The sequence below is a fragment of the Marinomonas sp. HM11-D genome, assembly GCF_057626615.1.
On the sequence record NZ_JBMMKT010000007.1, the window covers coordinates 74307 to 99056 of the forward strand.

Below are 24750 nucleotides of genomic sequence, written 5' to 3' on the forward strand. Positions count from 1 at the left end.
TTTTTTCTGTCTAAAATCTTAGCTTGTTATGGCTGACTATCCTTCATTTCTTCTAAGCCACCACCGTTATACACCTCACTAAAGCCCATCTCTTGTAGCTCCTGCTTCGCTTTAGCTGCACGGCTCCCAGAGCGACAATAAACCACCAGTGTTGTATTACGATCTAGCGATTGAACGAGCGTGCTTAGATCATTCAAAGGCATATTTAAGGCTCGGTCTAAATGCTCTATGGCAAACTCTTGTTCAGTGCGCACATCGATCAAGGTGGCGCCTTGAGATAGGGCTTGCCAAGCGCTCTCGGCGCGTTCAGAAGCTTGCGCAGCATTTATTCCTAACAGACTGATCAGTAGTGCACTTAATAACACCCAGATTTTAATTTGGTGACTCTGAGCTGACAAAGGTTTCATGTTGCTTTCCTTTAAGTTGTCGAGTGAAAAACTCCGTAATGTCCTGTTCGACGGGGGCTTTACTCGGTATAAACCAAATGAAATTGGTGACCATATCGACATGTCCCATATCAGGATAAATCTTAGTTACTGCTAGGCCACCTTGCCGTCCTATTTTAGCGTCTAGTAAATCTAAATTACGTCGTCCCACCAGTGTATCTTTCGCTCCCCAAAGCAACAACATAGGCGGTTCGTTACCGTCAATAAAGCTGGTTACAGCCATTTCTGAGTAACGTTCCGGCGGACCAAAAATGTCTTTTAAATCTTCGTCTTCTGGAATGAAATCATAGGGTCCCGCTAGTCCTGCAAAGGCTTTGATGTGCGTCCTAGCGTATCCATGCTTAGCGAGATAACGCTGATCTGCACTCAGCAGTGCGGCAATATGAGCGCCGGCCGAATGTCCCATCATCACTAACTGATGCGGATTTCCTTGATAGCCTGCGATGTTGTCTAAAGTCCAAGCCACCGCCATGGCGCCATCTTCTACGAATGCGGGGAAGATGACTTCAGGGTATTTACGATAATCCGGTATCACGACAATGTAACCGCGATCGACAAACGGTTTGGCAACAAAGGGATACATGTCTTTTTGACCATCGCTCCAACGACCACCGTAGAAAAAGACCAACACTGGGTGCTGAGTCTGTTGTTGAGACGCTGGTAAATAAACATCCAATCTGTGTTGCGCATGCTCGCCATAAGCAATATCCAAATGCCGTTGATTGGCATCAAGGTAGCTTGGCACATTGGCCAGTTGTAGCCCTAGCTGTGTACAGCCGCTACTGACTAATGCCGCAAGGGTAAGTAAGGGAGCTTTGATATTGATAACCGTCACCTAGTTTAGTGATATCAGTTCCTTACGCTGCTTAGGAAAGATTGGATGATAAGGAAGCAAAAAAGGTTTCCTTGCGCATTTTGGCGTTAGGGGATTGGTAAGCTTTCTATTGCTCCTCATAATCTGTACATCAAATGAAAGGATAAGGAGATGCATTCGATGAATGCCGTGCTAGAGCAACTACGATCCCATCGATCGATACGCAAATTTACTGATCAGCCGTTGCCAACAGGCTTACTGGAAAAACTGGTTGCGGCAGCTCAAGGTGCCTCTTCAAGTAATCATGTCCAAGCCTACAGCATCATTCGTGTCAGTGATCCGAGCAATCGAGCGCAGCTTAAATCCCTTGCCGGTGATCAACCTTATATTGAGCAAGCGGCCGAGTTTTTAGTGTTCTGTGCCGATATGAAGCGTAACACCGAGGCCGCGGCGCGCACGGGGATCGAACCGACCATGGGCATGACAGAACAACTGTTAGTGGCCACCATTGATACGGCGTTAGTGGCGCAGAATCTAGCCGTGGCCGCCGAGTCAGAAGGACTTGGCATCGTCTATATCGGTGGCGTGCGCAATAACCCGGCTGCCATCAGTGAATTGCTGAAACTACCAACCCATGTGTACCCTGTATTTGGTATGTGTATTGGCTACCCAGCCCATGATCCTGAGGTGAAGCCGCGTTTGCCGTTAGCGACAGTGCTTAAGCAGGATTACTACGACGATCAGCATGATCCAGTACTGATCGATCAATACAATTCGGAAATGGAACGCTACTACCAAGCTCGAACCGGCGCTAATAAAGTCTCTAACTGGTCTCAAAGTATGGCGCCCATGTTCTCTGGCAAATTGCGTCCCCATATGCGCGAATTTCTGATAAAACAGGGCTTTGAAATGAAATAAGCCACAAACCTGTTTTAGAGGAGTAGCAGTGCTTCTTTTTCGAACGCTTTAGTTGCTTGATTTATCGACAGAAATTTGTGTTATTTTCTTGGCAAGTTAAGGTTGTCTGGCTATAATGGGCGCCGTTTTTAGGGCCTGTAGCTCAGTTGGTTAGAGCATCCGACTCATAATCGGCAGGTCCCCGGTTCAAGTCCGGGCAGGCCCACCATATTAAGAAGCGCAGTAAGTCTGGTACTTATTGCGCTTTTTTATTACCTCTTTATTACCAGGGTGCGCTCTGTGCTCTGATATAAAATAAAATTATGGTTTATACCTACTCGGGTCAAATTTCCCCCATTTTCTTTTTTTCACAGACTTTAACGTTTGCTTACATGCTCAATTTGCACCATTCTATGGTGATAGAACTTTCAGCAGAGGGAAGCGCCGGTGTTAAAGAATCTCAAAGTATCTCATGCCATTATGATCGTCGGGCTGTTGCCCCTGATCCTTGTTGTTATCCTTGCTTTTTCATTAGGCTCCAGTCTTCTCGGCAGTATCGAGGATACTCAGAAAGCCAATGACATTGTGCATTTGTCCGAAAAACTGGATGCAGTAGCCCATAACTTTGCTGTTGAGCGAGGCTTGTCGGCCGGCTTTCTAGGTTCAAAAGGACAGAACGGTAAGGATGCTCTGCTGAAGCAGCGTCAGCTGGCTGATCAGGCTGAGCAAGAGCTGCGTAATATTTCCCCTGAAGAGTTTCACCAGTTAAGCACGGCGGATATCCAATCGATTATTCAGCCGACGATCAATTTATTTAGCAACAAGGTATCAGTGCGTCAGAAAGTGGATACGCTGGCACCAGATAATGGCGCGTTTGCGTTTTATTCAGACCTAAATGAATCCGCACTTCGTGGCATTCAGCGTGGTTTGAATTTCGTTGCCAACCCTGACATCAGTAAAACCTTATCGGCTCATCTAAGTCTGTTATGGATGAAGGAACGTATTGGTCAATACCGTGGTGCCCTAAACGGTGTGTTCAGTGCGGGTAAAGTCTCTGACCAACGTTTTGTTGAAATCAAGGGCTATATTGCCGATGAGAAAGTGTGGGAGCATTACTTTCTGGATGTAGCAACGCCAGCACAGCTGAATCAGCTAAACAGTCTGAAAAACGATGCAAATTGGAAGGCTGTAACAGAAGTGCTGACAAGTTTTCAAAGCGCTAGCGATCTGAGTTCAGTACAAGGACCTAACAACTGGTTTGCTTTAGCAACCAGTAAAATTGGTCTAGTAAAATCCTTATCAGATGATATGGGCGAGCAGGTTGATAACCTAGCAGATGCTTTTGAAAATCGTGATACGACGACCTTCATTGTGGTGGTCTCTGCGATTGTACTGGTGACCTTATTAGTGCTGTTCTTAATCCGCCAAATCTCCGGCAATGTATCTAAACGTGTTTCGCAAGTTCATAAAGCATTGAGCTCAGTGGGCGAAAACAAAGACTTTACCGTCAATCTAGAAGTGAAATCGAAAGATGAGCTGGGACATATGATGCACGAGCTGAACCTGCATCTTGGTCATCTATCGAGTACCTTTGGTATGCTGCAAGTCAAGTCAGAAGAGTCCAAAGGCAGTATGGATAGCTTGATTCTTCAGGCCCGTGAAGCGGTAAAAGAAACCCAAGATCAGTTGGCACGCACCGATCAGATTGCAGCAGCCATTGAAGAAATGTCGTTAACCAGTAACACCATTTCGTCGGACATGCAGGAAGCGGCTAAGGCAACCGAAACGATTCAGGTACGTGCATCAGAAGGCCGCAAAGGGGTGCACACCATTCAAAGCTCGATTGAGACTTTAAGTCGTGAAGTGACGGGTGGTTTTGATTCGGTGCAGCAAGTGACTAACCAAACGGAGCAAATTGCCTCCATTTTGCAAACCATTGAGTCGATCGCTGAGCAGACTAACTTGCTGGCATTGAACGCGGCAATTGAAGCGGCTCGCGCAGGTGAGCAAGGCCGAGGTTTTGCGGTAGTCGCAGACGAAGTGCGTAGTTTGGCGCAGCGTACTCAGGATTCGACAGAAGAGATTCGCTCGATGATTGAGTCCTTGATTCAGTCTAGTAAAAATGCCCTCAACTCCATGGAAAGTTGCTCGTCTATGGCCACTAATACGGCGACGGAAGTGATCAAAAACGCGGAAATGATCGAGTCTTTGTTGGAGTCTGTGGACGAGATCAATATGACCATTGAGCGTGTCGCGACCGCAGCAGAAGAGCAATCGCAAGTCACAGAAGACATCAATCAGAACGTACAGATGGTGCGCGACCGTTCGAGCCATATCTTTGATGTGGTGAATATGACTGAATCGGAAGCGCAACAAACTCAAGATCGTTTTGATGAGGTGTTAATGGAAGTGCGTTCTTACCGCTTGCGCTAAGTGAGCAGAAGGCAATGAAAACAGCCGCTCAATGAGCGGCTGTTTTATTTGGGCTATTTTTTGTTTGGTTTAGCAAAAGGGTTACTACGCAGGCCTGGCCCTTTAGTCACATCAGGCTTCTGCACTTCCACTGTTTTTTTGCCTTTGTTCTTTGCTTGATTAGAAGCCGGTTGGCCGTCAGCGGCTTTTTTAGGTTTCTTTTGGCTTCTTGGATGTGTATCCGGTACGCGGTGCTCGGCTTCAAAGCCAGGGATTTCTTTACGTGGCACGCGCTGCTTTAATAGGGCTTCAATGGCACGTAGGTTCTCCACTTCATCGGCACAGACCAAGGATACCGCACGGCCTTCTTGACCAGCGCGACCGGTGCGACCAATACGGTGGATGTAGTCCTCGGCTACGTGCGGCAAGTCCACGTTGATCACTACCGGTAGACCCTCAATATCCAAACCGCGAGCCGCCACATCAGTGGCTACGAGGTAGGCTAATTCACCCGCTTTAAATGCCCTCAATGCGGATAGACGTGCATATTGGTTTTTATCCCCATGCATGGCTTCTACTGAGAAACCTTCTGCTTTGAGAATGTCTGTGATTTCATCGGCACCACGCTTGGTTTTGGTAAAGATCAGCGCCTGGTGCCAATGTTGGCGATTCAGCAGTTCTGCTAAAAGCTCCGGCTTACGAACCTTATCGACAGTGTAGATCTGATGGCGTACCGTGGCGGCCACGCGGTTGCTTTGCTTGGCTGCCACTTCTTCAGGATCTTTCAGCCATAACTTGGCCAAGGTCTTCACTGCATCCGAATAGGTAGCGGAAAACATCATGCTTTGACGTGATTTTGGCAGTAGCGTAAGCAGCTCGTTAAGGGCTTCTTCAAAGCCTAAATCGAGCATGCGATCGGCTTCATCCAGCACCAGATATTCAAGGTGGTCGAATTTGACCGCATCTTGCTTCATCAAATCGATCAAGCGACCAGGGGTAGCGACAAGAATATCGGCACCACGCTGTAGACCATTGATTTGTGGGAAGGCTTTTACACCACCGAAAATGGTTTGGCTACGTAGGCCAAGACCACGGCTGTAATTGCGCACACTGTCACCAATTTGGCTGGCCAGTTCGCGCGTCGGCGCGAGAATCAGTGCGCGAACTTGATTAGCCTCGGCACGCTCGCCTTCTTTTAGACGTTCCAGAATAGGCAGAGTAAAGGCGGCAGTTTTACCGGTACCCGTTTGCGCTGCAGCGAGAATATCTTTGGCGGATAAAATCAGCGGGATCGCTTGGGCCTGAATCGGTGTTGGCTTCTGATAGCCCAGTTCATTAAGGGTATCGGTAATGGCCGCGGACAGGCCAAGGTTTGCAAAGGTCATTGTCTTACCAAGATAGAGTTGGATGTGAGCGCTTACACGCGCTGCACATCCACAGAAACGTTGAGTGCCTGACTGTCACCACCGTCAAAAATGACCCCTTGTAATGGCGTGACATCGGCGTAGTCACGTCCCCAAGCGGTGACGATGTGTTGCTCGTTCGGCATTAAATCATTAGTCGGGTCGAATTCTACCCAGCCTAGATCAGGAATGAAAATAGCAAACCATGCGTGAGAGGCATCGGCACCGACTAGTTTTTCTTGTCCAGGAGGCGGTAGGGTTTCCAAATAGCCACTCATGTAGCGCGCCGGAAAGCCGAGCGAACGAATGCAAGCGATGGCCAAATGGGCAAAGTCCTGACAGACGCCGCGTTTGTCTTTTAATACCTGTTCTGGCGGTGTGCTGACACTGGTGGCCGTCGGATCAAAGGTAAATTCTTCAAAGATCTTATGGGTAAAATCCATGCTTGCCTGCAAAACTGGCTTGTCGTCGGTAAAGCAGGTACGGGCGTATTCGGCCAACGCTTCCGAGCGGCGAATATGCGCTGAATTCAACGCGTATTCTTTCACCATGCGCAGCTCCGGTGTTTCCGCTTGAGCGAGCATCTTGCGTAGCTCGCCACAAGTTAAACCGTGCAGGGTAAGTTGGCTCGACAGGTCGTTTTGTTCGATCTCAAAGAAGCATTCCACATCAATGGCAAGCTTCTTATGGGGTTCTTGTACGGAAAAATAAAACGTCGGGTTGCCGTAGTAGTCCTCTCCTTCAGTTTGATACACCGGAGTTGGTGTCACCAAAATGCGACGGCTGAGACAGCGCTGATTAGGCGTGTCACGCGGCAGTAGGTGCGCCATGTTATAACACAAGGTGACTGGGGCACCGTAGAGGTATTCCGTTAAATGCCGAACCCGATATCTCATACGTTATTTTTCCATTTAGCTTTGATCAGCTGCTGCGGTCCTGCAGTATGGTCGAAGTACTTATCGCTGATCAAGGTGGTCAGCTTCTCTAATTGTTCGATTACCTGTGTCATCAGCTCGGTCAAATCTTGGCGCGTCTGGGTGGTCTCGTCAATCTGTGCTAAGCCTTCTAAATCAGCCAGCTGAATATCGTTCAGCGACTTAATGATTAAGCGCTTATCCGGTGACAATCCTAACGAAGTCTGCTCTGTCTGTGGCAGTTCTTCAAGGTACTTACGCAGCTGTTCAATTTGATAAATCAAAGAGCGCGGGTTAGTACGATCGATCATTAGAAGATCCAGACCATAAGACACGCGTGCGCGAGTACGGTAGCGGCGACGGAACGATATTAAGGCTTCCACACTCAATAGCACCGACTCTAGCACCTGTTGCTGTTGCAGACTTGGTAAGGGTCGAGTGAGTGTGTGTTTCAACAAATTAGCCGTCAGCAGGGCGCGTTCGGTACGACGACCAATTTCTTGGAACATCCAGTCCATACCGCGTAGCATACTCTCATGGTTCAAACCAGAAACCGCCAATAAGGATGTGACTAGGCCGTCAAGAGACTCTTCTGGCACCGATGGCAAACCATTGACGTAAGCCCGATCAACACTGTGAATGTGGTCACGCAGTTCGTTCAAGATAATGCGTGTATCCGCCGACAGCATTTCTTTGACCTGCTCGGCGCAAGCCAGCATTTGCTGTAAATTTGATTTGATTGAGCCTACGCGCTGACCGTTCACCACTAGGGCGGCCAATTCATCGTTCGGGTTCTCAATCAGTTCAGGGTGCTCATGAAAACCGGGTAGGGAACCGGTAATTTCAGAAATAGCCCCCAACAAAACTTCACGGCTTTCCGTAGGGAAATGATCAATACCATTCAGTTGTTTAAAGATGGTACGCATCAAACGCAACGTCATCTCGGCACGTTCGGCGTAGCGACCAAACCAGAATAAGTTTTCCACGACACGGCTTGGCAAGTTGGCCACTTGGGCTTGGCTGATGGGCAGGTTGTCGAGTGGAATGTCGATGTCGGTTTCGGCGCTATCGCTCAGGATCCATAGATCTTTACTGCGTGAGCCGGATAACTTCTTACTGACGATAAAGTGACTGGTGGAATCCGCAACGCGGGCTAAACCACCTGGCATGACACAGTAGCCTTGCTCATTGGCTACGCTAAAGGTACGCAAGATACCCGGGCGGGCGCACATGTGCCCATTGTCCCAAATTGGGCTTAAAGAACCAGGGATGTAGCCTTGGGCAACATAGGCGACTGGATTCGCCTTGATTTTATTGATGGTGTCTTGCAGCTCTTTATCGCTTAGCTGATGGCAATAAATGCTCTTACTTTGCGGGTTACGCACAGCAGGCTTAATGATCAGATTGCGCATATTGGCCAGCACATGTTTAAGGTGCTGTGCATTGCCACACCAGTAACTTTCTACGGAGGGCAGTAATAACTCTTCGCCCATTAAGAAACGGCCGATCTCTGGCAAAAAGGCCAGTAATGCAGGGGTTTCCAATAGGCCTGCCCCCAATGGGTTAGTGACGACCACATTACCTTGGCGCGCCACTTCCAGTAAGCCTGGTACGCCTAACATAGAATCAGAGCGTAGCTCCGCTTGGTCACAAAAGGCGTCTTCTACACGACGTAGAATGACATCCACGCGCGACAGACCATTTAAAGACTTCATCCACACTTTGCCGTTACGCACGGTTAAGTCGCCCCCTTGCACCAGTGGGTAACCCAAATGGTTCGCTAAGAAGGCTTGTTCAAAGTAGGTTGAGCTGTACGCCCCAGGTGTCAGCACGACAATACGTGGTGACTCCGTGATGTGATGGGCGAGATGGCTAATGGTTTCACGCACGGTTTGGAAAAAGCCTGACAAGCGCATGGTTTGGCTGTCACGGAACAAGCTCGGCAGTACACGAGAGACCACGGTACGGTTTTCTAGTGCGTAACCTGAACCACTAGGGGCTTGGGTACGATCGCCGGTGGCGATAAAACGTCCAGATTGATCGCGTACTAAATCCACCGCATGGAACGTCAGCATGGTCTCGGTAGACCATGGCATGTTGTGGCACTGACGTAAAAAACCAGGATGAGAAAAGATGATTTCGGAAGGCAGAATGCCTTCTTTCAGTAAGCGCTGCTCACCGTATAAATCTTTGTAAATCAGATCAAACAGTTTAGCGCGCTGTTGCAGTGCGGCTTCTAAACCACGCCATTCGCTTTCAGCCATGACTTGGGGAATGATGTCCAAGGCCCAAACATTGGGGGAAAGCGGATCACTTTTTAAATTATACGTAGCACCATCATCACGCAAAATACGTTGTGCGCGAAGATGGCGGTCTTGCATCCCTTCAGACCCTAATTGCTGCACAGCCGCCATCACCGCTTGCCAAGGCAAGCGCGTCTGGCGGTTGTCTTCAAATGCTTCATCAAAGGCATTGCTTGGTGCAGCATATGGGGCAACAAACGGCGCTTCACTCAGCGCCGTGATGGATGGAGCAACAGTATCTGTCATAGTAAGACGTTCTAATGGAAATTAGAGCCTAGTATACCTCTTCCTTAGATCAAGAGTATGAGGATATTCATGACATATCTCTTCCTCTGGTGGTGCCATCGGACGAGTAACTTTATCGTGCTCAGTGACGCTGCGTAATGCACTGTACTCTGGTGGTGGCACTAGAGCGCCTTGGGTAAAGCCATGATCCCAGAAACGGTTAACACGACGCGCTTCGGCTTCATTGCTGTTCACCGGTAGGGTATCGTAGCTACGACCACCTGGATGGCTCACGTGGTAAGTACAACCACCGATAGAAACGCCGTTCCAAGTATCGATCAAGTCAAATACCAGCGGCGTATCCATGCCCAGTGTTGGGTGCAACGCGGATGGTGGCGCCCACGCCTTATAGCGCACGGCACCGACCATTTCGCCTTTACGACCGGTACTGCGCAACGGTACGCGACGACCGTTACAAGACAGCACGTAACGACCTTCGGTTAGACCCGTTAGACGTACCTGTAGACGCTCTACCGAAGAGTCTACATAGCGCGCGGTACCCGATTGAGTAATTTCTTCACCCAGCACGTGCCAAGGCTCAATCGCCCAGCGTAGCTCCAGTTCGATGTCATCAATCTGCTGACGGCCATAATGTGGGAAGCGGAATTCTTCAAACGGTGCCAACCATTCCAGTTTGAACGGCAAACCGTGGGCCTGAAGATCATCCACCACTTCTTTGATGTCCTGCCAAACAAAGTGCGGCATCATAAATTTATCGTGTAGCGACGTGCCCCAACGCACCAATGGCTTGTGATAAGGCTGTTCCCAGAAACGCACTACCAAACAACGTAGCAACAGCATTTGTACTAAGGACATACGTGCATGAGGCGGCATTTCAAAACCACGGAATTCTAATAAACCTTGGCGACCGCTGCTTGAGCCGGCGGCGTACAGTTTGTCGATACAGAATTCAGAACGGTGTGTGTTACCAGTGATGTCCACTAGCAAGTTACGCATCAAGCGATCGACTAACCAAGGTTCATCGACTAAGCCTGATGGAATGTTCTGGAACGCAATTTCCATCTCATACAGAGCTTCATCACGGCCTTCGTCTGGACGTGGTGCCTGGCTGGTTGGACCAATAAACATGCCTGAGAACAGGTACGAAAGCCCAGGGTGGTGTTGCCAGAAGGTCACCAAGCTGCGGAGTAAGTCTGGACGACGTAGCAATGGGCTGTCAGACGGTGTGACACCACCCAAGGTGACGTGGTTACCACCGCCAGTCCCTGTATGGCGGCCATCGAGCATGAATTTCTCAGTGCCTAGGCGCGCCTGATGAGCCTCTTCGTAAAGACTTTCTGTGTTGTACAGCAGCTCTTTCCAGTTCTTCGAGGGGTGAATGTTTACTTCAATCACACCTGGGTCTGGGGTGATTAAGAACTTCTGCAAACGATAGTCTTTTGGTGGCTCGTAACCTTCAATGACAATCGGCATCTCAAGCTGTGTTGCGACTTTCTCAATGGCATTGATCAGGGCAACATAGTGCTCAAGGTAGCTGACCGGAGGTAAGAACGCATGCAAACGGCCATCGCGGGCTTCGATACAAAGCGCCGTGCGAATCACATTTTTAACAATGGTACTGCTTGCTGGTTCAGCGGCCGTAAGTGTTTGCTTAGTTTGCTTCTGGGCTGTGCCAGTTGCGGTCGCCGATTGGCTGTAAACTGGCAGTGGCTCACGCGGTGCAAATGGATCGCGCTCTGGTGTTTGCTCTTCTTCGCTGATGGCAGGCAATGAGTTCAACGGTAGACGGTAACCCATCGGGCTATCACCTGGAATCAGGGTGATCACCTCGGAACGCATGGGCCAAAGGCTACTTTGCCACTGATAGCCATTGAATTCGATCGGTAATACATAACCACTGGCACGCTCAAGACCACGGTTTAACAGCTTCGCTAAGCGACGGCGCTCAAGGTCATCTTTAAGGCTGGCTTTGCGTGGGTTGACTTCTTCTGGCAACGAACGTTCTAGCCATAAGTAGTAAAGGGTGTCTTCGTAGGTGGGTTGCAAGTATTGCGATTCAAGACCCAGGTAGTCACATAGCGCTTGGCCGAATTTGGCCGCATGGGTTTCATCAAAACCGTAGTTTTTATCGACTCGTGCTAGGTATTTTGGATCTTGCCACAGGGCTTCACCGTCCGTACGCCAGAAACAGCCAAGCGCCCAACGAGGCACTTCTTCGCCCGGGTACCATTTACCTTGACCATAATGCAGTAGGCCATTGGCGCCGAATTTGTTTTTCATGCGCAGCAGCAGGTCTTTCGCCAGACGCAGCTTATCCGCACCTAATGCGCCGGTGTTCCACTGTTCAGAATCCATATCATCGATGGACACAAACGTTGGTTCACCGCCCATGGTTAAGCGCACATCGCCTTGTTCTAGACGTTGATCCACCGCATGACCGAGAGCTTTGATGTTTTCCCATTCGTCATCACTATAAGGCTTGGTGACGCGTGGGTCCTCATGAATACGGGTAACGATATTGGTGTAGCTAAATTCACATTCACATTCGTCGGTGAAACCTGTGATCGGCGCGGCAGAAATCGGCTCCGCCGTACAAGCCAATGGAATATGGCCTTCGCCAGCAAATAAACCACTGGTTGGGTCCAAGCCAACCCAGCCTGCGCCTGGTAAATACACTTCACACCAAGCGTGCAGGTCGGTGAAGTCTTGTTCTGGGCCCGATGGGCCATCCAATGCTTTGACATCGGCGGTTAGCTGGACCAAGTAACCTGAGGCAAAACGGGCTGCTAAACCTAGATGGCGTAGAATTTGTACCAATAACCAAGAGGTATCACGGCACGAGCCTTTCTTCAGCGTCAGCGTTTCTTCACAGGTTTGCACCCCAGGTTCCAAGCGAATGCCGTAATCGATTTCATTGGCGAGACGGCTGTTTAGGGCCACTAGGAAATCAACGATACGGGTTGGCTTGCGCTCAATGGTTTTGAGCCATTCCTGCAGCTCAGGGCAATCTTCTGAAATCTTTAGATAAGGTGTCAGTTCTGCCAACAGTTGCTTGTCATATTTGAACGGGAAGTTCTCAGCGTATTCTTCGATAAAGAAGTCAAATGGGTTAATGACCGTCATGTCGGCGATCACTTCCACGGCAAACTCGAGCTTCTTCATTTTCTCTGGGAATACCAAGCGTGCTTGGTAGTTACCATAGGGATCTTGTTGCCAGTTGACGAAGTGTTCTTCTGGCAACACCTTTAATGAATAGCCATGAATATGGGTACGTGAATGCGGCGCCGGACGCAAACGTAAAATGTGCGGCGAAACATTAATAAAGCGATCAAACTCATAAGTAGTCGTGTGTTGAATCGCTACGCGGATGGTCATGCCGCTTCTCCTTTCTGGAAGTTAAACCAGTTTTCCGTGATCTGGTGGTGCAGAGCGATAATGTCGAGCTGAATATCGTTTAAGTAGTCGCTAAATTCCGCATTCAACTCACTGGAGTGTTCCACGGTGCGTGTGTGGTCCAGCAGTTTTTCCGCGCTGGCGATCACAATACCTGAGCGTGGCAGTGACGCCGCCGCTAACTTGATCTGCTCAGCACAGTAGCGTTGCGAACGCGGGAAGTAGGGATCGTTCAGCAAGAAGGTCACCGCTTTGGCTCCGCGAATGGAGCTGCGCATAGTACGACGGAAACTCAAGTAAGCACTTTGTGACTTGAGTACTTTCGACCACACCACTTGGCCAAGCTCCATGTCTTGCTCTGGCTGGGCTTGGCCCATCAAAGAAGTCGCGGCATCAATGATACGGGTGTTCATATCAACCCGTTCTAGGTAGCGACCAAGGATTAAAAATTGCCAACCCGCATCTCGGTCCATGGTCGCCGCCAGCAAACCAATAATCTTCTGACAGCCTTCGATAATGGTATTCAAGTAGGCGTGTCGTGCTGAGCGGTTAATGCCTTGCTTAATATTTTGTTTGGCGTACAAATCCAGCTCGTTGACCAGTTCCCACATTTCATTAGGCAACACGTCACGAGTGGTGCGAATGTTCTCACGCGCCAATTTTAGTGAAGACAGTAGCGAACTTGGGTTGTCATCATCAGACAATAAAAACTTCACCACATTACGCTCATCGCGCACTTTATAACGGTGGTTGAAAGCTTCTACACCGCTATTGATCTCAATGAGGTTGTACCAAGAAATCTCCACCACATTGTGGGGTAGATCGTACAATAGGTCATCGTAAACGCTGACTAGGCGAGCCGTATTTTCCACGCGCTCTAGGTAGCGAGCACTCCAGTATAGGCGTTCTGCAACTCTTGAAAGCATGATTAGGCTCCTTTGGTATCCACAATCCAAGTATCTTTACTACCACCACCTTGTGACGAATTGACGACTAAAGAGCCTTTTCGCATGGCCACACGGGTCAAACCACCAGTGGTCACATGGGTGTCTTTGCTTTGCAAAATAAACGGACGTAGATCCAAATGGCGTGGTTCCAAAGAACCTTTACCAATCAAGGTCGGTGCAGTCGATAGCTTTAATGTCGGCTGGGCAATGTAGTTGCGTGGGTTTTCTTTGATCAGCTCAGCAAACAATTGTTGCTCTTTTTTGGTCGAGTGTGGACCCACCAACATGCCGTAACCACCGGATTCGTTGGCCGGTTTGACCACCAATTCGTCTAAGTGCGCTAACACGTACTCGCGATCTTTTTCATCATCGCACAGGAAGGTTTTCACGTTTTTCAGAATCGGTTCTTCGTCTAGGTAGTAACGAATCAAATCGGGTACGTAGGCGTACACCACCTTGTCATCGGCAACGCCCGCACCGGGTGCATTGGCGAGTGCCACATTGCCTGCTTTCCATGCACGCATTAAACCAGCCACCCCCAATACCGAGTCTGGGTGGAACGCTTCTGGGTCTAAGAATAAGTCATCAATACGGCGGTAGATCACATCGACGCGTTCTGGGCCGTAAATGGTCTTCATGTAGACGCAATCGTCTTCATCGACGAATAAATCTGCGCCTTCAACCAGCTCAACGCCCATTTGTTGTGCAAGAAAAGCATGCTCAAAGTAAGCGGAGTTGTAGATGCCTGGTGTGAGTACCACGATCTCTGGACGTTCGATGTCGCGCGGTGATAGCGCAGCTAAAGTATCGAATAGGTCAGAGGTGTAAGCGCCTACCGGTAAAATTTCATCGTTTTCAAACAGTTCTGGCAGTACGCGTTTAGTAATCGCACGGTTTTCCAGCATGTAAGAGACACCGGATGGCACACGAAGGTTGTCTTCTAATACGAAAAATTCACCGTGTTCATCGCGCACCAAATCGGTGCCACAGATGTGGGCCCAAACGCCATATTTTGGTGATACGCCGACGCATTCTGGACGGAAGTTTTTTGAATCTTTAATGATGTGTTCGGGAATGATGCCGTCTTTGATACAGCGTTGGTCGTGGTAGAGATCGTCGATGAAACGGTTGAGAGCGGTGAGTCGTTGTTTGAGGCCTTGGGCGGTGACGACCCAGTCTTTGGCATCTATGGTGCGGGGAACAATATCAAATGGCCATGCTCGGTCAATATTGCCTTCCTCTGTATACACCGTGAAGCTGATGCCCATTTCTTGAACCGTGGCTTCGGCGGTGATGCGGCGCTTTTCGAGTTCTTCTGGTGGTAACCCATCGAGATATTCTAACAACTGCTTTGCCGGTGATCTGGCTTGCCCCTTAGAATCGATGAGCTCATCGAAAAATAACCCTGAATTATAATTTTCTGTTAGTTTTTCCATATTTTATTATTTCCCCGTTGACTGCTGAGGGCTTGCATCAACACAGTTTGTCCTAGTGTTCCTTATTGGTTATTGATGTACCAAAATGACGTGTAAGGCAAGCGAAACTTAGTACTTGCTAATACATCAGCAAAATTTGAGCCAATAAATAGAGCCTGTGCCTTGCCAAATTTGCGTGTAAAACTTCCCCCAACCCGCATTTATATCAGGTTAATGTGAAACCTTTTTGATATGATCCAAAACGGATGAGTTAATAAGTAAGGATTGGATCGTGGCGCAACAAAACCAAGCTAACCGAGTGATTGTGGTCGGTGCAGGAATTGGTGGTTTGACGGTGGCTCTTGGATTAGCCAAACATGGATTTCAAGTGCGCATCTTTGAGCAGGCTCCGAGCTTAAGCGAAGTAGGGGCAGGCCTACAGCTAAGCCCAAATGCGGTTAAGGTATTACGCCAATTTGGTATCGCTGACGCTGTCTCTAGACATGCATTCTCTCCGCAATACGCCTGTATTCGTGACTACCAAAGCGGTCGCTATTACCTGCAATCACCATTGGGTAAACTGGTTGAGCAACGTTACGGTGCGCCTTATTGGCATATCCATCGTGCTGATTTACATAAAGAATTGGTACAAGCCTGTTATGCGGCAGGTGTTGAAATAGAGCTTGGCCATCGAGTGCTGAGTTATCGCAACGAAAAGAAATACGCGACTGTTCTGCTGGATAAGAAAACCGAACATGCGGACTTGGTGATTGGTGCCGATGGCATTCATTCCAAAATACGTGAGCTCATGTTGGGTGTTCAAGCACCGATCTTTACCGGACAAGTGGCCTGGCGTGGAACTGTGCCAGTGGACGCGATCAAGGGCGCGACGGTACAGCCGAACGCAACGGTATGGGCCGGACCGAATAAACACCTAGTGACTTACTACCTGCGTGGTGGTGAGGTGGTGAACTTTATTGCGGTTGAGGAGCGCTCCAAGTGGCAGCAGGAGTCTTGGCGTCAAGAAGGCGATGTAACCGAATTACGTCGTAAGTTTATTGGCTGGCATCCCGAAGTGAGTGCTGTGTTAGAAGGCTGTGAGTCCACTTTTTTATGGGCGCTGAATGGTCGTCCAACACTACAGAAATGGCACGATGATCGTGTGGTGTTACTCGGTGATGCCTGTCATCCGATGTTGCCCTTTATGGCGCAAGGGGCGGCGATGGCGATCGAAGATGCTTATCTGCTTACCCAAGCCTTACTGAAATACCCTTATCAACAAGCCTTTGAAAAGTATGAAGCGATACGTAAGCCTCGTACCGTCGCGATTCAGAAACAGTCTCGCGATAATGCTGGGCTGTATCATATGCATGGTGGTTGGCAAGGGCGCATGAAACTGCAAGCGCTGGGGTTAGCCTCTAAGTACGCTAGCGGTCTGATTCATGCAAAGTTAGATAGTATTTATGGCTACGATGTGACAAGCGTGTCGATCTAGCTGTTTTGATCAAGGATTCCCTGTGAGCGCATCACCTTCCCATTTGAAAGCAGAACTTATCCTAGTTCTGGTGACCATTATTGCTGCCTTCGGTTGGATTTTCTCAAAAGAAGCGTTAGCGGGGCTACCGCCGATCTTCTTCTTAGGTGTTCGCTTTTTGATTGCCGGTATCGTTTTGTTTTTTGTTGGGGCGCGCTTTTTTAAAGGCATTCGCTGGCAGGATTTAAAAGGGGCGATCATAGTGGGCGCGGTGATGAGCGTGGCCATGATGTTCTGGATCGTTGGTCTCGATCAGGTCAGTAATATCGGTGTTGGTGCATTCATCAACAGTTTAGGCGTCATTTTGGTGCCAGTGTTTGCCCGCTTATTGTTCAAAGAGCAACCGGCTCGCAGTATTTGGGTGGCCTTACCGGTGGCGGTGGTGGGACTCGGCTGTTTGGCATTGGGTAATGGCTTGAGTTTTGAGTGGGCGCAGGTCTATTTCTTTATTGCAGCGGTGACCTTTGCGTTGCAATTTAATCTGCTGACACGCATGTCGACCAAACTACATGTGTTGGTATTAACGGCGATTCAGCTGTTTACCGCCGGGGTTATTATGCTGATGGTGTCGCCGACCATGGAAGAAATCCCGCATACCGTCCCTTTGTCGATCGTTGGCTGGTTCTTGGCCAGTACCTTGATCGCCACCAGCTTACGTTTCTTACTGCAAACCTATGCGCAAAGTCTTACCCCTGCCAGTCATGCGGCGGTGATTATGAACCTGGAGCCTGTGTGGGCGGCTTTTATGGCGGCACTGTGGTTTGGTGAAAGCATGACAGGGCTACAAATCACCGGCTGTGTGCTGATTTTTTTAGCCATGTTGGTCAGTAAGTGGCAGCAAGTGCGGATCTTTTTACGCCTGCGTTGAGCTGATTTGATCGGGAAACAGCTCATTCAACATATGTTGGAATAAGCGATGTGAGGCTTGGCTAAAAGGCTCTTCGGTATCGTTGCTACGGTGAAATAAACCGTCGGTGAGGGCTACTAAGAACTGTACTCGCGCTAAAATATCCGCTTCATCGTCGAGTCCGTAACGCTGACGCACCAGTTTAATCGCATGTTCAGTGAGGCGCTGATCAGCGTCTGCTTGTATCTTGGCGAGCGACTCGGAGCGATTGGCTTCGGCCTTGATCTCCATATTCAACACTCGCTCTATCTGAAATTCTTGGCTGTGCTTTTGTTCAAAAATACGCGCTAGCCAATCTTTCTTCTCGAGAAAGTCTTCCATAATACCGAGATATTCTTCTGTTTTTTGCTCCACCACCGCGCGTATGATGTCTTCTTTGTTGGAAAAATAACGGTACACCTGACCGACACTGAGACCAGCGGTTTTCGCCATTTCGGCCATGCTGGCTTTGTGAAAGCCTTTTTCAACAACGTGCACGATAAATGCATCGATAATTTGTTGGCGGCGCTGTGCTTGGGTTGGTGACCTTTTCATATTTATTTACACGATTTAAAGATGGGAAGTGTAACGTCCCTAGATTATAGTGTGAATGAACGCTCATTCTCAAATGATAATTATTGGAGATTTCACAGTCTTATGTTGTCTCGGAACTTTCTATTAACAGGGGTAGTGCTGGCCTCGGCGATTTTGGCAGGATGTCAAGAAAGTGAAAACAGCACGGCAGGAGGAAGCGCTGCGCAGCAAGCGCCGAAGGTCCAAGTTGGTGTGATTAACATCGAAAAACGCTCGGTTGAACTTACTTCTGAGCTACCTGGTCGAACAAAATCGAGCTTAGAAGCAGAAATCCGCCCACAAGTGGGTGGGATTGTTGAAAAGCGTTTGTTTGAAGAAGGTCAAACGGTTGCCGCTGGCGATCTCCTTTACCAACTAGACGATTCGACTTACGAGTCGAATGTGGAACAAGCTCAAGCGGATCTAGATAGTGCCCGTGCGACGCTCACTTCTACTCGTCAAACCTATGAGCGTTACAAAACCTTGAAGGAGCGTAACAACGTTTCCCAACAAAACTTAGACGACGCTAACGTGGCTTACCTTTCTGCCGTAGCGGCTGAGAAACGTGCGGTGGCAGCTCTGAACAGTGCCAAAATTGATTTGGCTTACACCAAAATCACCGCGCCGATTGACGGCAAAATCGGTATCTCTGATGTGACCGTGGGGGCTTTGGTAACAGCCAATCAGTCAGCGCCTATGACCACTATTCGTGCCACGGATCCAATCTTTGTTGACCTAGCACAAACCAGTGTTGAGCAACTACGCCTACGTACCTTGTTGAGCTTGGAGCATGTTTCGCTGGGCGATCAAAGTGTGGATTTGATTCTCGAAGATGGTACCGCTTACCCATACAAGGGCCAGATCACCACACGTGAAGTAAGTGTGGATGAAATGACTGGCAGTGTGACCCTTCGTGCTGAGTTTAAAAACCCAGACGGCTTGTTGCTACCGGGTATGTTTGTGCGTGGTCTTATTCATGACCTAAACGACAGCCAAGGTATCTTGGTGCCACAGCAGGGCGTGATGCGCAATGTGCAGGGCGATGCCTATGCCCTAGTTGTGAATGCAGACAATAAAGTTGAGCAGCGTATGCTGACAACTGAACGTGCGATTGGCAACCAGTGGTACATCACCGACGGCATTAAAGAAGGCGATAAAGTGATCGTTCAAGGCAGTATCAAGGTGCGTCCAGGTGCTGAAGTGACAACGGTGGAGCTGATTCGTGATCCGCAAACCGGTCGTATGGTAGAGGCGAACGCCGCGACCACAGGTCAGTAGTAAAGGGAGCTGCTAAATGATTGCGCATTTTTTCATTAGGCGACCGGTGTTCGCATGGGTAATTTCGATTGTCATTATGTTGGCCGGATTACTTGCGATCACTCAGTTGCCAGTGTCTCAATATCCAAACGTGGCGCCGCCATCGATTCGTATTGCGACCACCTACAATGGTGCGTCGGCGGAAACGGTGGAAAACAGTGTTACGCAGATTATTGAGCAACAGTTAACCGGTCTTGATGGCCTGCTGTATTTCTCATCCAGTAGTAGCTCAACGGGCCGCGCCAGCATTGACGTCACCTTTGAGCAGGGGACTGACGCTGATACGGCTCAAGTTCAAGTTCAAAACAAGGTCCAACAAATCACCTCAAACTTGCCCAATAGCGTGCAGCAAAATGGTGTGACGGTGACTAAGTCGCAAACTGACTTCTTGCTGATCATGGCGTTGTACGATGAAAACGACCAGGCGATGGCCAGTGATTTGTCGGATTATCTTGTTTCGAACATGCAGGATCCGATTTCACGTCTAGAAGGTGTTGGTAGCGTTCAGATCTTCGGTACTGCCTATGCCATGCGTATTTGGTTAGATCCGTTGAAACTGGCCACTTACAACTTGATTCCATCAGATGTTGCGAACGCCATTGAAGCGCAGAACGTTCAGGTGGCTGCAGGTAGTTTGGGGAGTTATCCGATTGCCAAAGGCCAAGAGTTGAACGCGACGGTGACGGCTCAATCCAAGTTGGAAACGCCGGAGCAGTTTGAAAACATCATTCTAAAATACGATGACAACGGCGCTACGGTTCGTATTAAGAACGTTGCCAAAGTGGAAATCGGTAGTGAAAACTACAACTTCTCGCCTCGTTTAAATGGTCACCCATCTACTGGTTTGGCGGTCATGTTGGCGCCAAGTGCAAACGCATTGGAAACTTCTGAGCGTGTAAAAGCGGCCATTGAAGAGTTAAAACGTGATCTGCCAGAAGGCTATAAAACGGCACTGCCATTGGATTCAACTGAGTTCATTAAGATCTCGATTGAAGAGGTGGTCAAAACCCTGTTTGAAGCCATCGTGCTGGTAGTTATCGTCATGTTCGTGTTCTTGCAGAGCTGGCGTGCGACCTTGATTCCTGCGATTGCGGTGCCAGTGGTGCTATTAGGTACCTTTGGTGTGTTGCAGGCATTTGGTTACTCGATTAACACACTAACCATGTTTGCCTTGGTGCTCTCAATCGGTCTGTTGGTGGACGATGCCATCGTCGTGGTGGAGAACGTTGAGCGGGTAATGGAAGAGGAAAATCTGCCGCCCCGTGAAGCGACCATTAAATCCATGAAGGAAATCACCAGTGCCTTGATTGGTATTACCGTGGTGCTGTCTGCGGTATTCGTACCGATGGCGTTCTTTAGCGGTTCCACCGGGGTTATCTATCGTCAGTTCTCGATCACCATTGTATCGTCCATGGTGCTATCGGTGATTGTCGCGTTGACCCTATCGCCAGCCCTGTGTGCTACCTTACTTAAGAAGCCTAACCATCATGGTGAAAAACGTGGCTTGGCGGGTTGGTTTAACCGTAACTTCGATAACATGACGGCGCGCTACAGCAATCGCGTGACACGCTTGATTCGTCAGCCAGTACGTTGGTTTGCGGGTTACTTAGTGATCGTGGCGGGCATGGGTTACTTGATGGTGAATACACCAACAGGTTTCTTGCCAACCGAAGACCAAGGTAACGTGATGGTCATGGTGTCGCTGCCTGAAGGTGCGTCTATGGCGCGTACCGAAGAAGTGATGGGCCAAATCCAAGACTATTTCCTTGAGCAAGAGAAAGACTATGTGGATTCGATCTTTACCATCTCAGGCTTTAGCTTTATGGGGACAGGTCAAAACGCTGGTATGGCGTTCGTGCTGTTGAAGCATTGGGATGAGCGTACCGAGCCAGGTAGTTCAGCTTCGGATATCGTCGGCCGTTCTTACCCTGGTTTAGCCGGTATTCGTGATGCCCAGATCTTCTCTTTGCTGCCACCATCTATTCGTGGTCTAGGTCAAAGTAATGGTTTTACCTTTGAATTACAGGCGTCGGGTAACACTGACCGTCAAACCTTGCTTGAGATGCGTGATCGCTTGTTAGGCGATGCTCGTGCGAGCCAGATCTTGTCGGGTGTACGTATGGGTGGCCAAGCGGAAACGCCGCAGCTTCACATTGATATTGACCAAGAGAAAGCCTTTGCTTTAGGCCTATCAATGGCGGATATCAGCAGTACTCTGTCGTCTGCTTGGGCGGGTAACTACGTCAATGACTTCATTGACCGTGGCCGTGTTAAACGTGTTTACATCCAAGGTGATGCGGAATACCGCGGTGCGCCATCGGACCTGCAACACTGGTATGTGCGTGGTAATGGCGATGAAATGACGCCGTTCTCAGCGTTTGCTGACAGCGAGTGGACCTTCGGACCTAAAGCCCTAACTCGTTTCAATGGCTTGCCATCTTACGAGATTCAAGGCTCGGCGGCGCCAGGCCTGAGTTCGGGTGATGCCATGGTGGAAATGTCACGTTTGGCGGATCAGCTACCACAGGGCACGTCTTATGCCTGGAGTGGTTTGTCTTACCAAGAACAGCAATCTGGTGGTCAAACGTACTTCTTGTACGCCGTGTCTATCCTAGTGGTGTTCCTGTGTTTGGCGGCCTTGTACGAAAGTTGGACCGTGCCATTCTCGGTTATCTTGGTAATTCCGCTGGGGGTTATCGGTGCCGCTGGTGCGATTTATCTGCGTGATCTACAAAACGATGTGTACTTCCAGGTGGCCCTGTTGACCATCATTGGTCTGTCGTCGAAGAACGCGATCCTAATCGTGGAATTCGCCGAAGCGGCTTACCGTCGTGGTGAGGATGTTTGGCATGCGGCTGCAGAAGGGGCGCGTTTGCGTCTGCGTCCGATCATCATGACCTCGCTTGCCTTTATCGTAGGTACCATGCCGCTAGCCTTGTCATCGGGTGCCGGTGCTAACAGCCGTATCTCGATTGGTTCGGGTATTGTCGGTGGTACTTTGACAGCGACGGTTTTGGCGATTTTCTTCGTACCTTTGTTCTTCGTATTGGTACGTCGATTGTTCCCGAAACGTCCAGAGCATGATGTATAAAGAAGACTGATAAAGTTTGACGTCTTAAAAAAGGAGCCTACGTATAGGCTCCTTTTTTTGTCTCTAAAATCTCATTACTCAGACATTCTTCGATGGTTTTTTGAAGGTAAAAAGCGTACCGACTCATGGTGATTGCAGAGTTGGCTGATCTCGCTTGGACGGCCTTGCTCATCCAATCGCACCAAACCAATACCAGAATGATTCACTAGGCGCTCACCGCGGGAGGCATTCTCTGGTTTGCGGGGCGAGATTTTTAGGGAGCGACGTTTGGTGAAAATGTTCAATGGTGACCAAGGTGCATAGAGCCAGCGGTTGAGGCGATCAAACCACTCCAACAAATCATGTGGAAACTCATTACGCAGGCCACTGCTGGTAATTTGCCAAATATTGGGACTGCTTTTGTGGCCACGCAATTTGATATCGTAGGCAAAGGAGTAGTGCACATCGCCCGATAAAATAACAAAATTGGTCGGTGTTTTCGGATGGGTGAATAAGTTCATTAAGGCATAGGCTGAGCCTGGGTGTGCCATCCAGTTCTCCGCATCCACCATGAGTGGCTTACCAATCCAGGTAAACACTTTTTGAATCGCTTCAATCAGCTTCACCCCAAAAATAGGCGCAGGAGACACTAGAATCACCGAATCCAAATCACGGATATCATGCTGCAAATCGGTAATGGCTTCCCAATCCATCAAACCGGATGGGTGACTGAAGTTCTGCTCTGAACGCCAACGGCGGGTGCGCGTGTCCAGCACCACCAGCTTCGGCTGGGTATCCCATTGATAATGCCATTTTTCATAAGCAAACAGAGTTTCAATGTAGTCATCTTTAAGACGGCTGTCTGAGCTTTGAATAGCTTGTTCTGCTTGCTTCAAAAAGGCCGCCTCGTACTGTTCGGGGTTATTGCCCCAGCCTTGGCAAAGCAAGTAGCCAAACAAGGCATTGCCAATAATGCGTTTTGACAACGCGTGTTCATAGGCGGTGGTTTCCCAGTCCGCGGTCAGATTCCAATCGTCGGTGACATCGTGATCATCAAACATCATTGCTGTTGGCAAGTGAGCTAAAACGCGCTGTACCTGCGGTAAGGTGCTGACAAAGTCTTTAATCGCTTTACGCTCAGCAAAATAGCGGGTTTTGTGTTCTTCGTTGTTGATGCCATCAGGCAGTTCTAAAGAGATGTGCTTCCACATGGTGGGCGACCACACCAGCAGATACATGCAGATCACTTCGGCAAAACTAATCAGATGATTGTGGGCGGTATCCGTAGTAAAGACAGGCTTCTTCTTGCCTTTAAAGAATTGCTTTTTTAGGTCATCACTGAGTTCGGTTAACGGTAACAAGGCTTCGCGATTGTAGTAACAAGGCTCAGTGGCTAAGCATTTATCCGTGCAGGGGAGTTGCTCCTCTTGGATGCCCAGCAAGCGAATGGCTTGGCGAATGGCATACAGCATGGGGCCAGCTACATCGTCCGCATAGATTTGATCACCAGACAACATCAGTAGAGAAGGCCATTGATCTAATGTGTTTTGGCTAAGGTGGCGATCCGCTTCCACTAGGCCATCGCCAATAGCAGGGCGTTGTTCCATATGATGAAAGCCATAATGGGCTTTACGACAGGAGCCATGTAACAAAGAGCGCACTGTCGGTTGCCAAATAAAGTGGACCTGCTCGCTCGGGCTGTCTTCTTGGTAGCTGGGGACGCTAACATTGAAAGTTTGCTTGTCGGTAGCCAAGCTAATTTGGTAGGACAGTGCTTGATCCGCAGGCAGAGGCTCGGCAAAAGAGACGCTAATCAATTGTAAGTAGAGCCGTTCGCCCACTTTAATGGTCGTGCAGTGGGTGTCAGACGTTAATACTTGTGAATCCTTTGCTACCTGAACCGATGCTTCATAATCTTGGCTGGTGGCGAGCCAAAGGTGCAGGGCATGGGCATCCACCTTACGCAGAATCGGACCTGCAATGACTGGGGCGAGGGATACTGAGGCTGCCTCTGAATTCATAAAATAGCTCCGTCTAACAATTAAACTTCTTATCGTACCTGAGTTTATATGGGGACACTGTCTGGGCTTACAAAACTTTATCCATGTTTTTTGCAAAAAGCATCGCGCCAAAGCCATTGAAACCCATAGGCGTATTCGTTAGCGTTAATAGATTGAGTT

At 49.1% G+C, this 24750-nt stretch carries 16 protein-coding genes and 1 tRNA gene; 7 read left to right on the forward strand and 10 right to left on the reverse strand.

What is annotated here, in order from left to right; translation table 11 throughout:
• Positions 1–26: 26 nt before the first annotated feature.
• Together ACOSVP_RS11425 and ACOSVP_RS11430 are read right to left on the reverse strand one after the other, a co-directional pair.
• A complete protein-coding gene (locus tag ACOSVP_RS11425) occupies positions 27–407 on the reverse strand; it encodes a rhodanese-like domain-containing protein (protein ID WP_487347636.1) in 381 nt (126 codons plus the stop codon).
• Positions 373–1281 carry an alpha/beta hydrolase gene (locus tag ACOSVP_RS11430; protein ID WP_487347637.1) on the reverse strand — a complete coding sequence of 303 codons (909 nt, stop codon included), beginning with the start codon at positions 1279–1281 and terminating at the stop codon, positions 373–375. Before ACOSVP_RS11430 ends, ACOSVP_RS11425 begins: the two co-directional genes overlap by 35 nt.
• 159 nt (positions 1282–1440) lie before the next feature.
• Here ACOSVP_RS11430 and nfsA point away from each other — a divergent pair, with 159 nt between their 5' ends.
• The 3 genes from nfsA (at position 1441) to ACOSVP_RS11445 (ending at position 4590) form a co-directional block, all read left to right on the forward strand.
• Positions 1441–2178: an oxygen-insensitive NADPH nitroreductase gene (nfsA, locus tag ACOSVP_RS11435; RefSeq protein ID WP_487347724.1), complete on the forward strand. Its 738-nt coding sequence runs from the start codon at positions 1441–1443 to the stop codon at positions 2176–2178.
• Positions 2179–2309: 131 nt separating this feature from the next.
• A tRNA-Ile gene (locus ACOSVP_RS11440) sits at positions 2310–2386 on the forward strand.
• Between the two features lie 218 nt (positions 2387–2604).
• Positions 2605–4590, forward strand: coding sequence for a methyl-accepting chemotaxis protein (locus ACOSVP_RS11445; protein WP_487347638.1), 1986 nt, complete (start codon positions 2605–2607; stop codon positions 4588–4590).
• Between the two features lie 53 nt (positions 4591–4643).
• On the opposite strand, the gene ACOSVP_RS11450 is transcribed toward ACOSVP_RS11445, so the two are convergent.
• The 6 genes from ACOSVP_RS11450 to ACOSVP_RS11475 are packed head-to-tail and all read right to left on the reverse strand — an operon-like array spanning position 4644 to position 15211.
• Complete coding sequence (locus ACOSVP_RS11450; protein ID WP_487347639.1) at positions 4644–5954, reverse strand: DEAD/DEAH box helicase; 1311 nt, start codon at positions 5952–5954, stop codon at positions 4644–4646.
• 32 nt (positions 5955–5986) lie between these two features.
• On the reverse strand, positions 5987–6868 hold the full coding sequence (locus ACOSVP_RS11455; protein ID WP_487347640.1) for a transglutaminase family protein: 882 nt from the start codon (positions 6866–6868) through the stop codon (positions 5987–5989).
• Positions 6865–9435 (reverse strand): circularly permuted type 2 ATP-grasp protein, encoded by a 2571-nt coding sequence (locus ACOSVP_RS11460; RefSeq protein WP_487347641.1) that lies wholly within the window; start codon positions 9433–9435, stop codon positions 6865–6867. Before ACOSVP_RS11460 ends, ACOSVP_RS11455 begins: the two co-directional genes overlap by 4 nt.
• A gap of 21 nt (positions 9436–9456) precedes the next feature.
• The gene (locus ACOSVP_RS11465) at positions 9457–12810 is read right to left on the reverse strand and encodes a transglutaminase family protein (protein ID WP_487347642.1); all 3354 of its coding nucleotides are present in this window, start codon (positions 12808–12810) and stop codon (positions 9457–9459) included.
• Positions 12807–13754: an alpha-E domain-containing protein gene (locus ACOSVP_RS11470; protein WP_487347643.1), complete on the reverse strand. Its 948-nt coding sequence runs from the start codon at positions 13752–13754 to the stop codon at positions 12807–12809. Before ACOSVP_RS11470 ends, ACOSVP_RS11465 begins: the two co-directional genes overlap by 4 nt.
• A 2-nt stretch (positions 13755–13756) precedes the next feature.
• Positions 13757–15211 (reverse strand): circularly permuted type 2 ATP-grasp protein, encoded by a 1455-nt coding sequence (locus tag ACOSVP_RS11475; protein ID WP_487347644.1) that lies wholly within the window; start codon positions 15209–15211, stop codon positions 13757–13759.
• A gap of 271 nt (positions 15212–15482) precedes the next feature.
• Here ACOSVP_RS11475 and ACOSVP_RS11480 point away from each other — a divergent pair, with 271 nt between their 5' ends.
• Positions 15483–16685, forward strand: a complete 1203-nt coding sequence (locus ACOSVP_RS11480; protein ID WP_487347645.1) for an FAD-dependent monooxygenase — start codon at positions 15483–15485, stop codon at positions 16683–16685.
• Positions 16686–16707: 22 nt separating this feature from the next.
• Positions 16708–17592 carry a DMT family transporter gene (locus tag ACOSVP_RS11485; RefSeq protein ID WP_487347646.1) on the forward strand — a complete coding sequence of 295 codons (885 nt, stop codon included), beginning with the start codon at positions 16708–16710 and terminating at the stop codon, positions 17590–17592.
• Here the strand turns inward: ACOSVP_RS11485 and ACOSVP_RS11490 are convergent.
• On the reverse strand, positions 17578–18165 hold the full coding sequence (locus ACOSVP_RS11490; RefSeq protein WP_487347647.1) for a TetR/AcrR family transcriptional regulator: 588 nt from the start codon (positions 18163–18165) through the stop codon (positions 17578–17580). The genes ACOSVP_RS11485 and ACOSVP_RS11490 overlap by 15 nt on opposite strands.
• A gap of 102 nt (positions 18166–18267) precedes the next feature.
• On the opposite strand from ACOSVP_RS11490, the gene ACOSVP_RS11495 reads away from it, so the two are divergent.
• Positions 18268–19461 (forward strand): efflux RND transporter periplasmic adaptor subunit, encoded by a 1194-nt coding sequence (locus ACOSVP_RS11495; RefSeq protein WP_487347648.1) that lies wholly within the window; start codon positions 18268–18270, stop codon positions 19459–19461.
• A 16-nt stretch (positions 19462–19477) separates the two neighbouring features.
• On the forward strand, positions 19478–22591 hold the full coding sequence (locus ACOSVP_RS11500; protein WP_487347649.1) for an efflux RND transporter permease subunit: 3114 nt from the start codon (positions 19478–19480) through the stop codon (positions 22589–22591).
• 74 nt (positions 22592–22665) lie between these two features.
• Here ACOSVP_RS11500 and ACOSVP_RS11505 read toward each other — a convergent pair whose 3' ends face one another.
• Positions 22666–24591: an alkaline phosphatase D family protein gene (locus tag ACOSVP_RS11505; protein WP_487347650.1), complete on the reverse strand. Its 1926-nt coding sequence runs from the start codon at positions 24589–24591 to the stop codon at positions 22666–22668.
• Positions 24592–24750 lie beyond the last annotated feature (159 nt).